The sequence below is a fragment of the Phyllobacterium sp. RCAM01083 genome (assembly GCF_055685835.1).
On record NZ_JBVFZN010000005.1, the window covers coordinates 2,625,548 to 2,639,313 of the forward strand.

The 13,766-nt window shown below is 60.9% G+C and carries 6 protein-coding genes; 2 read left to right on the plus strand and 4 right to left on the minus strand.

Going from position 1 to position 13,766, the window contains the following annotated elements; translation table 11 throughout:
* The first annotated feature begins 1 nt into the window (after position 1).
* Together ACZ25R_RS19735 and ACZ25R_RS19740 are read left to right on the plus strand one after the other, a co-directional pair.
* A complete protein-coding gene (locus tag ACZ25R_RS19735; RefSeq protein WP_223612245.1) occupies positions 2-1,039 on the plus strand; it encodes a sulfate/molybdate ABC transporter ATP-binding protein in 1,038 nt (345 codons plus the stop codon).
* A gap of 361 nt (positions 1,040-1,400) precedes the next feature.
* Complete coding sequence (locus ACZ25R_RS19740) at positions 1,401-10,004, plus strand: GH36-type glycosyl hydrolase domain-containing protein (RefSeq protein ID WP_472461965.1); 8,604 nt, start codon at positions 1,401-1,403, stop codon at positions 10,002-10,004.
* A gap of 36 nt (positions 10,005-10,040) precedes the next feature.
* Here the strand turns inward: ACZ25R_RS19740 and ACZ25R_RS19745 are convergent, their stop codons facing one another.
* The 4 genes from ACZ25R_RS19745 to ACZ25R_RS19760 are packed head-to-tail and all read right to left on the minus strand — an operon-like array spanning position 10,041 to position 13,532.
* Positions 10,041-10,892, minus strand: coding sequence for a metal ABC transporter permease (locus tag ACZ25R_RS19745; protein WP_472461966.1), 852 nt, complete (start codon positions 10,890-10,892; stop codon positions 10,041-10,043).
* The gene (locus ACZ25R_RS19750; RefSeq protein ID WP_472461967.1) at positions 10,889-11,749 is read right to left on the minus strand and encodes a metal ABC transporter permease; all 861 of its coding nucleotides are present in this window, start codon (positions 11,747-11,749) and stop codon (positions 10,889-10,891) included. The genes ACZ25R_RS19745 and ACZ25R_RS19750 overlap by 4 nt, the downstream gene beginning before the upstream one ends.
* Positions 11,746-12,642, minus strand: coding sequence for a manganese/iron ABC transporter ATP-binding protein (locus tag ACZ25R_RS19755; protein ID WP_472461968.1), 897 nt, complete (start codon positions 12,640-12,642; stop codon positions 11,746-11,748). Before ACZ25R_RS19755 ends, ACZ25R_RS19750 begins: the two co-directional genes overlap by 4 nt.
* On the minus strand, positions 12,639-13,532 hold the full coding sequence (locus ACZ25R_RS19760; protein ID WP_472461969.1) for a metal ABC transporter substrate-binding protein: 894 nt from the start codon (positions 13,530-13,532) through the stop codon (positions 12,639-12,641). The genes ACZ25R_RS19755 and ACZ25R_RS19760 overlap by 4 nt, the downstream gene beginning before the upstream one ends.
* Positions 13,533-13,766: the final 234 nt, after the last annotated feature.

A 13,766-nucleotide genomic window follows, 5' to 3' on the forward strand; every position in this document is an offset into this window, starting at 1 on the left:
CATGGACGTTCGCGTAAGTGGTGTGCGCAAGGAATTCGATCGCTTCCCGGCGTTGCACGACGTATCGCTCGATATCAATTCGGGTGAACTGATTGCACTGCTCGGCCCCTCCGGTTCCGGCAAGACGACGCTTCTGCGCCTGATCGCGGGGCTGGAAACCCCAACCGAAGGCAAGGTGTTTTTCGGCGACGAGGATGCATCGCTCAAATCCGTACAGGAGCGCAATGTCGGCTTCGTGTTCCAGCACTATGCCCTGTTCCGCCATATGACCGTGATCGACAATGTCGGCTTCGGGCTCAAGGTTCGCCCCTCCGCCAGCCGGCCGAGCAATGAGGAAATCCGCCGCCGTTCGTCCGAGCTGCTCGATTTCGTCCAGCTCGGCGGCCTGGAAAAGCGCTATCCGGCCCAGCTTTCCGGCGGCCAGCGCCAGCGCGTTGCCCTTGCCCGCGCCATGGCCATCGAGCCGCGCGTGTTGCTGCTCGACGAACCGTTCGGCGCACTGGATGCGAAAGTGCGCAAGGAACTGCGCCGCTGGCTGCGGGAAATTCACGACAAGACCATGCACACGACGGTTTTCGTGACCCATGACCAGGACGAAGCCCTGGAGCTCGCCGACCGCGTGGTGGTGATGAGCCAGGGCAAGATCGAGCAGATCGGAACGCCGGATCAGGTTTATGACACGCCCAATTCGCCGTTTGTCTATGGCTTCATCGGCGAATCAAGTTCGCTGACCGTGCGCATCGACAATGGCGAGGTATGGCTTGCGGACCGCACACTCGGCCTGAAAAGCGATGCACCCGACGGCAACGCGACGCTTTATTTCCGTCCGCACGATGTCGAGCTGATCGACGGCTGCGGCGGCTGCATTGCCGGAACCGTCATTGCCAGCCGCCGTGTCGGTGCGACAAGGCGCGTGGAGCTCGAAATCGGCGGCGCGGCGGAACGCGTCGAGATTGAAATTCCGGCCGATCATCCGGCCCGGGAAAAGAGCCGCATCGCCTTTCGGCCAAAGCATTGGCGGGTCTTTCCGCAGGCCTGACCCTTTCGGCCTTTGCCCCCGAAGCCGGAGTTCCATGAGCTCCGGCTTTTTGCTGCCCGGCCGTCATAGGCTTGTTCATCAAAACAGAAACAGTCTGTTCACAAAGCCCATCGCCGTTCGCAAACAGCTGCAAAGGAGTTTGCGCGCTGTGCCCCTGTGCAGCCCGCTACGAATTGCTTAAGATAAACAAATGGCAATCTGACTCATTTTCATCAAAACTGATCGGCAAGGATGAAAGTGATGGTAGCTTAGTTGATCGTACCCGATTAGATCGTAAACTTCTCCATGGGTCGGTCGACCCGTTATTATCGTCTGTGTTGCAGCCCTGAAGATTTTTTCTTCACAACCGAAACGAAGGCAAATGGCCCTACTGTCTTTTTTTAAATCTTTCACACCACAGAAGAATGCCGTTGGTCAGATTTTTTCGGTCCAACCCAATCCAATCAGAGCCCATTACAAATCCATTGACGACCTGCGGGACCTGGGCGCGCGCGTGGCGCGCGGGGAAGATATCCGCCTGCCCGACTACGAACCGATGGTGTTCGAACAGCGCACGGTCGAAAATGCCCGGCTGATCCTCCATTCCTATCGCTCCTCTGACGCGGCTGCACGCAAGGGCGAGACGATTACTCCGGCGGCCCAGTGGCTCCTCGACAATTACTACCTCGTCGACCAGAACATCCAGCAGGTGGAGCGCGATCTTCCGAAGAAGTTCTTCCGCCAGCTGCCGCCGCTGGCCGGCAAGCCGGAAATCCCGCGCGTCATGGCGCTGGCCTGGCTCTATGCGGCCCATACGGACAGCCAGTTCTCGCTCAACAGCCTGACAGCGGTGGTCGAAGGATTCCAGACGGTTGCGCCCCTGCATATCGGCGAACTCTGGGCCCTGCCCTCCGCCGTGCGCTTCATTCTCATTGAAAACGCCCGCCGGTTGTCGTTGCGCGTCGAACGGGCGCGGCGCATGCGCGCCTATGCCAACAGCGTTGCCGACGAGATCACGCTGAACGCCGACAAGGATACCCTGCCGCAGCTTCTGGCCCAGTACACCACTGCCGCGCGTGACAGCACCTTTGCCACGCATCTGCTTTACCGCCTGCGCGGCGGCGCCATGCACTCCGGTGCGGCTGTCGCCTGGCTTGAGGAAGAGCTGGAAAAGAACGGCAGCGACGCCGAGGACGCCATTATCCAGGAACATACGCGCCAGTCCACCGGCGGCGTGACCATGGGCAACCTCATCCGCAGCCTGAAGGCTATCGACGACGTCGACTGGATCACCTGGTTCGAGACGGTCAGCGGCGTCGATGCGGTGCTGCGCGAACATTCCAATTTTGATGCGCTCGATTTCCATTCCCGCAATGCCTATCGCGTGGCGATTGAAAAGATCGCGCGCCGCTCGGGCAAGAGCGAGCAGGACATCACCCAGGCCGCCCTCGACCTCGCCCACCACAGCGCCGAAACCAAGGGGGACGAGAAGAGCGTCACCGTGCAGCGCAAGCGCGACGTCGGTTATTATCTCGCCGGCGACGGCCGCTCGGAGCTGGAAGAAACCTGCGGCTCGACCCCAACCGTGCTGCAGCGCTGGGTCCGGTTCTACAAGACACTCGGGCTCGCCGGCCTGTGGATTCCGGCTTCGGTCATTTCCATCGGTATTCTGTTCCTGATCCATTACTGGCTGCGCCGTTACGGCCTGCCGAGCGATACGGTTCTGCTGCTGACGGTCCTGGCGGTGTTCCCGACGATGGAAACCGCCAATGGTTTCGTCAACTGGATCATTCCGATGTTCATGCCGCCGACACGGCTGATCGGTTTTGAATACAAGAATGGCCTGCCCCCCGAGGCGAAGACCCTCGTCGCGGTGCCGACACTCATCACCTCGCGCGATTCCGTCGATGAGCATATTCGCAACCTCGAAGTGCATTATCTGACCAATCCGCGCGGCGAAATCTATTTCGCGCTGCTCACCGACTGGGCGGACAGCAAGGTCGAGCAGAACGAGAACGATCTCGACATTCTCGACTACGCCCGGGAAAAGGTCACTGCGCTCAACCTGCACTATACGCAGGGCGGCAACCCGCGTTTCTTCCTCCTGCACCGCAAGCGCCTGTACAACGCGCAGGAAGGCCGCTGGATGGGCTGGGAGCGCAAGCGCGGCAAGCTGCACGAGCTGAACCTTTTGCTGCGCGGCGACAAGGATACAACCTATTTCCCCAGCAATGAGGAAGTGCCCGGCGACATCAAATTCGTGATGACGCTCGACTCCGATACACGCCTCACGCCGGATTCGGTCAACCGCCTGGCGGGCAAGCTGAGCCATCCGCTCAATCGCCCGATCTACAAGGAAAAATCCGGCCGCGTGACCAGCGGCTATGCGATCCTGCAGCCGCGTGTCACCCCCTCGCTGACCACCGGTGACGATGCCTCGTTCCTGCAGCGCGTCTTCTCGGTCAACCGCGGTATCGACCCCTACGTCTTTGCCGTCTCGGACGTCTATCAGGACGTGCTGGGTGAAGGGACATTCACCGGCAAGGGCCTCTATGATGTCGATTTCTTCGAATTGGCGCTCGACGGCAAGATCGACGAGAACACCGTTCTCAGCCATGATCTTCTGGAAGGCGGCTATGCCCGCGCGGCGCTCGTCAGTGACGTCGAGGTGGTTGAAGACTATCCGACAGGCTATAACGTCGACATCTCGCGCCACCATCGCTGGACGCGCGGCGACTGGCAGCTCCTGCCCTACCTGTTCAGCACAAAGCCGGGTGTGACCGCCGTCACGCGCTGGAAGATGACCGACAATCTGCGCCGCTCGCTGACGCCGGTCTTCTGGATCATCGCCTCTATCGCCGGCTGGACATTGCTGCCGCCCGGCGTCGCTGCCCTGTGGCAGTTCTTCATGATCTTCAGCATGTTCATCGTCCCGACGATGATCCTGTTCACCAATCTTGTTCCGACAAACATGAACCTGTCGCTGAAGGGCCATTTCCAGGCGATCCTCACCGACATTTTCTCCGGTGCCGCCGACATCGCCCTGCGCATCACCTTCATTGCCAACATGGCCTGCCTGATGGCCGATGCCATTGCACGCACGCTCTACCGCGTCTTCATATCGCGCAAGAACCTGCTGGAATGGCGTGCGGCGGCACAGGCGAAAGCCAGCGCCCCTGACACGCTGCAGTATTATACCCGCCTGATGTGGCCCGCGATCATCGTGGCTGCCGTCGCCATCGCGCTGCCGCTGGCTACCCACAGCCGTGCCTGGTATCTGGCCGTGCCGTTTGCCGTGATCTGGTTCTTCTCGCCGATCATTGCCTGGCTGGTCAGCCGTTCGGCCAAGCCGCTCGATGATCTGAATGTCCGCTCTTCCGATAAGAGCGAATTGCGCCGCTTCGCCCGCCGCACCTGGCACTACTACGATACGTTCGTCACCAAGGAACAGAATTTCATTCCGCCTGATAATTTCCAGGAGGACCCGCATCCGGTTATCGCCACGCGCACATCGCCGACCAATATCGGCATGTACCTGCTGTCGACCGTGGCGGCCCGGGATTTCGGCTGGATCGGCTTCAACGAGACGCTGACGCGTATCGACGACACGCTCTCCACGCTGGAAAAGATGGAGAAGTATCGCGGCCATCTCTACAACTGGTATGAAACAACCACGCTGCGCCCGCTTCTGCCGCTCTACGTCTCGTCGGTGGACAGCGGCAATCTTGCCGGCCATCTGGTGGCACTGTCTTCCGCGCTGGAAAAATGGGCGGAGGCCCCGTCCGTCTATCTGCAAAGCGATCTCGACGGCATTCTCGATGTCAGCGATATTCTTGAAGAGGCGATCAACGACATTCCCGATGAACGCCGCGTCCTGCGGCCCCTGCGCCGCCGCCTAGACGAGCGGGTGGCTAATTTCCGCCGCGCCATCACGACCATCAAGGAAGAGCCGGAAACGGCATCGCTGCGCACCATCAACCTGTCGCTGTTCGCCGGTGACATCCAGCGTCTGACGGAAGAACTGCACGGCGAACTCGAAAGCCCGCTCAGCACCACCGCAAACGGTTGGGCGCTGATTCTGGTCAAGACCTGTCAGGCCCATACGGATGACGCCATCGGCACCCACGAGGGAACCGACAGCCTGCGCGAGCGGCTGGTTTCGCTAGCCACCCGTGCCCGCCAGCTGGCCTTCGACACCGACTTCACCTTCCTTGAACGCAAGGAACGGCGTCTTCTGTCGATCGGCTTCCGCGTCGATACCAACGAGCTGGACGCGAGCTGCTACGATCTTCTCGCTTCGGAAGCGCGTCTCGCCAGCCTGTTTGCCATCGCCAAGGGCGACATCCCCGTCGATCACTGGTTCCGCCTCGGCCGTCTCCTGGTGCCGGTTGGCTGGCGCGGTGCGCTGATCTCCTGGTCGGGCTCCATGTTCGAATATCTCATGCCGCCTCTGGTCATGATCGAACCGCTGGGCTCGATGCTGGATCAGACCAACAAGCTGATCGTCCAGCGCCAGATCGAATACGGTGATTCCAAGGGCCTGCCCTGGGGCATTTCCGAAGCCGCCTACAATGCGCGCGATCCGGAGATGAACTACCAGTATACCAATTTCGGCGTCCCGACGCTGGGACTGAAACGCGGCCTGTCCAAGAACTATGTGGTTGCGCCCTATGCCAGCATCATGGCGAGCCAGTATCGCCCGGCGGAAGCCGTGGCCAATCTGAAACGCCTGCGCGCGATGGGTGCGCTCGGTCAGTACGGTTTCTATGATGCCGTCGACTTCACCCGCTCCCGCGTGCGCGAAGACGAGGAATATGCCATCGTGCGCAACTACATGGCGCACCATCACGGCATGTCGATCGTTGCCGTCAACAATGTCGTGTTCGAAGGCCGCATGCGCGACCGTTTCCACTCGGATCCCGTCATCGAAGCCGCCGAACTGCTGCTGCAGGAAAAGGCGCCGCGCGAAATCCCTGTCCTGCAGGCCAAGGCCGACAATCCGATGCGCAAGGCCGTGGAAAGCGGCGAAGAAACGGCCTCCATCCGCTTCATCAAGAACCCGCTTTCCGCTCCGCGCGCCACGCAGATCATGTCGAACGGCCACTATTCGGTCATGGTCACCGCCAATGGCGGCGGCTACAGCCGCTGGAATGGCCTGGCGATCACCCGCTTCCAGCCGGATCCGCTGGAAAGCGGCTATGGAACATTCCTGTTCCTGCGCGATCTCGACAGCGGTGAATGGTGGTCGGCAACCGGCGATCCCGTGCGGGCAGCCGGCGAAAAGAGCACAACCATCTTCGCCGACTACAAGGCCGAATTCGTCAAGGAAAACGGTACGATCCAGTCGACGGTGGAAACCATCGTCGCTTCGGATTCCGACGGCGAAGGCCGCCGCATCATCATCACCAATACCGGCACGAAAGACCGGATCATTGAAGTGACGTCCTATGCCGAACTGGTGCTCACCGCAGACGATACGGACACGGCACATCCGGCATTCGCCAAGATGTTCGTGGAAACCGAGATCGTTCCGCGCGGCGACACGATCTACGCCACCCGCCGCAAGCGCGGCAGCAACGAACCCGACATTCACGTGGCGCACGTGGTCACGGACGGATCGGGCGCCATGCGTGAAATCCAGGCGGAAACCGACCGCCGGGCCTTCATCGGCCGGGGCCGCAACCTGCGCAACCCGGTTGCCTTCGACGAGGGTGTAACCCTCAACGGCAGCCAGGGCTTTGTGCTGGACCCCATCGCGTCACTGCGCTGCCGCGTCCGCGTTCCCGCGCACAAGCGCGTCACGCTGGTTTTCTGGACCCTCGTCGGCCCGGACCGGCACGAGCTGGAGGAGGTCGTTTCACGCTTCCGCCATCCGGACTGCTTTGCCCGCGAATTCTCGCTGTCCTGGACAAGCTCGCAGGTGCGGCTGCACCATATCGAGATCAATCCGGACGAAGCGGCTGATTTCCAGCGCGTCGCCACCAGCCTGATCTATCCGGACAAGGCCCTGCGCATGCCAGCCGAAAGCATCGCTTCCGGCCTTGGCAGCCAGTCCGACCTCTGGCCGATGTCGATCTCCGGCGACTTCCCCATCCTTGCCCTGCGCATCGATGACGAAGCCGACATGGACACGCTGAAGAACGTCCTGAAGGCGCAGGAATACTGGCGGGCAAAGGGGCTTGTGGTTGACGTCGTCGTCATCAACGAACGCTCCTTCTCCTACGCCCAGGACTTCCAGCGCGGGCTCGAAGCGATCTGCGAGAACAGCCGCAACCGCGGCGGCCAGTATGGCCCGCGCGTCCACATCTTCACCGTGCGCAAGGACCAGATGAGCGACGCGAGCTACAACACGCTGCTCGCCTCTGCCCGCATTGTCATGCACGCGCAGAACGGCACGCTAGTTGAACAGCTGAAGCGCACGGAGGAACTGTCCGCCGACCTGCAGCCGGTTGCCGCCATACCGGCCGGCAAGGCTCTGGCGACCGGCGATACCGGCCTTGACGAGATGCGCAGCATCGCGCCGGCACCGACGCAGCTCGTGGGCAAGCGCCGTCAGAAAACAGACGGCAATGAACTGGCCTTCTGGAACGGCTTTGGCGGCTTTGACATGAAGACCGGTGAGTACGTCGTCCGTCTTGCCGACCGGACCACCACGCCGCAGCCATGGATCAATGTGATCTCCAATGCGGGCTTCGGCTTCCACGTGTCGGCGGAAGGTGCAGGTTTCACCTGGTCGAGCAACAGCCGCGACTATCAGCTGACCCAGTGGTCGAACGATCCCGTGATCAACCGGTCCGGCGAAGCGCTCTATGTCGTTGATCTGGACAAGGGAACCGCATTCTCGCCGACCGCCTCGGTGCTGCGCGATCCATCGGTTCAGTATGAAACCCGGCACGGCCAGGGCTATTCGACATTCCTGTCGCGCCACGGCAATGTCGGCCTTGAATTGACCCATACCATCGATACGGACATGCCGGTGCGCGTGTCCAGCCTCAAGATCACCAACCATGGCGGGACAGCCAAGCAGTTGCGTGTCTATGGCTTTGTCGAATGGATGCTCGGCAATTCCCGCGCCAAGACGGCTCCGTTCATCGTGCCGTCGCATGATACGGAAAGCGGCGCGCTTTTCGCCCGCAATCCCTACGGCACCGACCGCAAGGATCACGTGGCATTCTTCGCCGCAAACGTGAAGCCGCAATCGGTGACATCGGACCGGACCGAGTTCTTCGGGCCCCTGGGATCGGTGGACCAGCCGGCCGCCGTTCTGCAGGCAAAAACCCTGTCCAACGTCGTTGAGGCGGGGGGCGATCCCTGCGCGGCGCTTGCCGTCGATGTGGAGATCGCGGCGGGCGAAACCAGGGAAATCCTGTTCTATATCGGCGACACTGCCGGTGCCAACGAGGCACGGCGTGTTCTCGCAGAACAGTTGAAACGTCCGTTTGAAAAGACGCTTGCGGCCTCCAAGGCGATCTGGACCGGCTTCCTCGATGGCCTGCAGGTGGATACGCCTGATGATGCATTCGACGTGATGGTCAACCGCTGGCTGCCCTATCAGAGCCTTGCCTGCCGCATCTGGGCGCGCACGGCCTTCTATCAGGCCAGCGGCGCCTTTGGCTTCCGCGACCAGCTGCAGGACACGTTGTCCATGCTGGTGCTCGACCCGTCACTGGCGCGGCACCAGATCCTCAATGTCGCCGCCCGCCAGTTCAAGGAGGGCGATGTCCAACACTGGTGGTTGCCGACATCGGGTGCCGGTGTGCGGACGATGATTTCCGATGACGTGGTGTGGCTCGGTTATGCCATTGCCCACTACACGTCGGTGACCGGCGATATGAGCATCCTCGACGAGCAGATCGCCTTCATCGAAGGCAAGGCTCTCGAAAACGGCGAGCATGATGCTTTCTATCAGCCCACAATCGCGGCTGATAAAGTCACGGTCTACGAACACGCGGCGCGCGCGCTCGATCTGGCAATCGCCCGTACCGGCGCGCATGGGCTGCCGCTCATGCTCACCGGCGACTGGAACGACGGCATGAACCGGGTCGGCGAAGAGGGCAAGGGCGAGAGCATCTGGCTGGGCTGGTTCCTGATCAGCACCCTGCGCGATATCCTGCCGATTGCCCGCCAGCGCAAGGATGCCGACCGCATCAAGCGGTGGGAAGCCCATATCGAAAGCCTCAAGGCGGCGCTGGAAAAGGATGGCTGGGACGGCGAATGGTATCGCCGCGGCTATTTCGACGACGGTTCGCCGCTGGGTTCCAAGACCAGCGACGAGTGCCGGATCGACTCCATCGCCCAGTCCTGGAGCGTTCTCTCCGGTTATGGTGATCCCGATCGCGCCAAGCAGGCCATGCAGTCCGTTGCGACGCATCTGGTCGATGACGAGGTTGATATCATCAAACTGTTCACACCGCCGTTCAACAAAACGCGGCATGAGCCCGGTTATATCAAGGGCTATCCGCCGGGTGTACGTGAGAATGGCGGGCAGTATACCCATGCCGCAACCTGGGCAGTCTTGGCCATGGCCAAGCTTGGAAATGCCGACGAAGCCTATCGCTGGTTCAGCAAGCTCAATCCGGTGAACCATTCGCTGGATGCCGACAAGGCCGAGTCCTACCGGGTCGAGCCCTATGTCGTCGCTGCTGATGTTTATTCGGTTGATCCGATGCGCGGGCGCGGCGGCTGGACCTGGTACACGGGTTCCGCCGGCTGGCTCTACCGCGTGGCAACGGAAGGCATTCTCGGCATCAGCCGCAGGAATGACCGGCTGTTCGTCGATCCGGCCCTGCCGACGGCATGGACCGACGGCTTCAGCTTCGTGCTGCGCAACGGCAAGGCGCGCTATACCGTCGAGGTGAAACCGGCAGCCAAGGGCGGCAGGAAGATCACTGTGGACGGCAAGAAGCTGGCCAAAGCCGATGCGGGCATTCCGCTCGAGACATCGGGCGAACACACGGTACTCGTGGAAGTCGTGCCAGGAAAATAGCCAGCGGCCTGGTGGCCGCTGACTGAGTTGACGACCCTATTCCGCCGCCTGTGCTTCCGCGCTGGCGGCGGTTCCTTTTCTGGAGAAGACAAAGGCCAGAATGAAGCTTGCCGTCAGCAAAAGTACGATGGTCGGCGCCGGGGCGCTGTCGAGGAAGAAACTCAGATAGATACCGGTGAGCGACGTTGAAACCGCGACAGCTGCCGAGACCAGCAGCATGCGTTCGAACCGTTTGGTCACGAGGAAGGCGACGGAGCCCGGCGCAATCAGCATGGCAACGGCAAGGATGATGCCAACGGCCTTGAGCGCGCCGACGATGGTCAACGACAGGATGCAGAGCAGGCCATAGTGCAGGAATTTGACCGGCAGACCGATGGCCTGCGCGTGCTGCGGGTCAAAGGCATGCAACAGCAAATCCCGCCGCCAGATGCCGAGGGCCAGCAGGGTCACGGCCGCTATCACCCCGGTTTCGGCGATATCGCGCCAGGCCACGCCGAGCATGTCGCCGAAGAGGATATGGTCGAGATGCACGTCGGACTGGATCTTGGTGTAGAGGACAATGCCAAGGCCGAACATGCCGGAGAAGACCACGCCCATAACCGTGTCTTCCTTCACCCGGCTGTTCTGCTTGAGGAAGCCGGTGGCGAGTGCACAGATCATACCTGCCGCAAAGGCCCCGATTGCCAGCGGGATACCCGCGATATAGGCCAGCACCACGCCGGGTAGCACCGCGTGCGAGATCGCATCCCCCATCAGCGACCAGCCCTTCAGAACCAGAAAGGGCGAGAGCAGACCCATGGGAATTGCCACGAGAAGCGTGATGACAAAGGCCTGCTGCATGAAGCCGAAGCTGAACGGCTGCAACAAAAGCTGGATCAGGTCGCTCATAGCCCCTCCTCCAATGCCAACCGGGCGCGGCGGCGCGCGGCCAGCGTTCCATGCTTGGGTGCGAAAACAAAAGCGATGAGAAAGACCAGCGTCTGCAGCACGACAATGATGCCGCCGGTGGCACCATCGAGGAAATAGCTGAGATAGGCGCCGATAAAACTGGTCAAGGCCCCGATCAGCACACTGGTCTGGATCAGGCGCGGGAAACGGTCATGCAGGAGATAGGCGGTTGCGCCGGGGGTGACAACCATTGCCACCACCAGAAACGCCCCCACGGTCTGCATGGCGGCCACCGTCGACGCGCTGAGCAGCGTGAAGAACAGGATTTTGAGGAGCGGCGGGTTGAGGCCGATGGAACGGGCATGATTTTCGTCAAAGAATGTCACCATCAGGTCCTTCCATTTGACCAAGAGGACAGCCAGCGACACCCCACAGATGATGACCAGTTGCAGCGTATCCTCCGGCGTGATCGCCAGGATATTGCCGAGCACGATGGTCTGGATATTCACAGAGGCGGGCGACAGCGACATCATGAACAGGCCGAGTCCGAAGAAGGAGGTGAAGATCAGGCCGATGATGGCGTCCTCCTTCAGCTTTGTCCGCTGGTTGAGAAACAGCATGGCGACTGCGGCGAGACCGCCGGAAAAGAACGCGCCGATGGAAAACGGCAAGCCGAGCATGTAGGCCCCGGCGACGCCGGGCACGATGGAATGGGAGAGCGCATCGCCGATCAGCGACCATCCCTTCAGCATGAGATAGGCGGAAAGGAATGCGCAGACACCACCAACCAGCGCACTGACCCACATGGCATTGATCATGTAGTTGTAGGAAAAGGGTTCGAGAAGCAGCTGCATCATGATTGCGGATTACCTTTCCCCTTGGGTTCGCCATAGATCACGAAGGGGCGTTCATCGTCGCTGAGCACCGTCACACTGCGCGGATCCGCATCGGCATGCAGATCGACGCCACCGAGGATGAAGTGCCGCAGCACGCCGCCGAAGGTCATTTCCAGATTGGCCTGCGTGAACACCTCTGCGGTCGGTCCGGAGGCCAGGACGGTGCGGTTGACCAGCACGGCCCGGTCACAGAATTCGGGCACGCTGCCGAGATTGTGGGTGGAGACCAGCATGACCTTGCCGTCATCGCGCAGGGATCGCAAAAGGCCGATGATGGCCTCTTCTGTCCGCACGTCGACGCCGGTAAAGGGCTCGTCCAGAAGAATGATATCGCCTTCCTGCGCCAGCGCGCGGGCGAGAAAGACGCGTTTCTTCTGACCGCCCGAGAGCTCGCCGATCTGGCGCTTGCGGAAATCCGTCATGCCGACCCGCTCCAGCGCGGCAGTCACCATGTGCTGGTCACGCTTTTTCGGCATGCGCAGAAAATTCATATGGCCATATCGTCCCATCATCACGACATCTTCGACCAGAACCGGAAAATTCCAGTCGACATCCTCGCTCTGCGGCACATAGGCCACCACATTGCGTTTGAGCGCCCGTCCCGCCTGTTCACCCAGGATCGAGACCGATCCCCTGGCGAGGGGCACGAAGCCCATGATGGCCTTGAACAGGGTGGACTTGCCGCTGCCATTGACGCCGACCAATGCGGTGATCGACCCGCGCGGGATATCGAAGCTGGCATTGCGCAAAGCCGTGTGGCCATTGCGATAGGTCACGGTCACGTCATGCACGGAAAGACCAGCCCCCCGCTTTGCAGCGGAGGGGCCGGCGAGCGCTTGGGAGGACGCGCTCACTGGGTAAAGCCTTTGGCAACGGTTTGTGCCGTGACGCGCAGAAGGTCGAGATAGGTGGGCACCGGACCATCGGGATCGCTGAGTGAATCGACATAGAGAACACCGCCATATTTGGCACCGGTCTCGCGGGCGACCTGTTTGGCCGGGGAAGCGGAAATCGTGCTTTCACTGAAGACCACCGGGATTTTCTCGGCGCGAACCTTGTCGATCACCTTGCGCACCTGCTGGGGTGTGCCCTGCTGATCGGCATTGATCGGCCAGAGATAAAGCTCCTTCATGTCGAAATCGCGTGCGAGATAGCTGAAGGCGCCTTCACTCGTCACCAGCCAGCGGCGCTCGGCTGGAACAGCAGCGAGACTGTCGCGGATGGGCGCAACCGTTGCCCGGATCTTCTCCGAATAGGTCGCGGCGTTGCGGTCATAGACGGCGGCATTGGCCGGGTCGTACGTGCCGAGTGCCTTGCGGATATTTTCCACATAAACCAGCGCGGCATTGGGCGACATCCAGGCATGCGGGTTCGGCTTGCCCTCATAGGGGCCCTCCGAAATACCCATCGGCTCAACGCCTTCGCTGACAACGACGCTCGGAACATTCTTGACGTTGCCGAAGAATTTTTCGAACCAGCGTTCCAGACCAAGGCCGTTCCACAGGACGAGATTGGCATCCTGCGCCTTCAGGATATCGCCGGGTGTCGGCTGATAGTCATGAATTTCAGCGTTGGGTTTCGTGATCGAATCCACGTCGGCCGCGTCCCCCGCAACATTGCGGGCCATGTCGGCGATGATCGTAAAGGTGGTGACCACCTTGAACTTCTTGCCATCGGCAGCGGATGCCGGGCCAAGAATCGTCAAAAGTGCAAAAACAGCAATCAACAGTCGGGAAAATCTCATCTCGCCTCCAGCAAACCGGGAAAATGGTGAGCTTTTTCGTCACCATTGTTACTCCATAACGGCTTGTCGGACGCGCGTCAATGCAAATGCGAATGATTTGCAAAAAGAAATCCATTCCCGTTTCCCGCGATATGCGGAAGGTCAGACGCCGAAATTCTGTGTACCAACGTGCGTATTTCCCGAGGCCAGTTGAGAATCTTTGCAACTGAGCGCGTTCTGGCGCATAATCCCGCG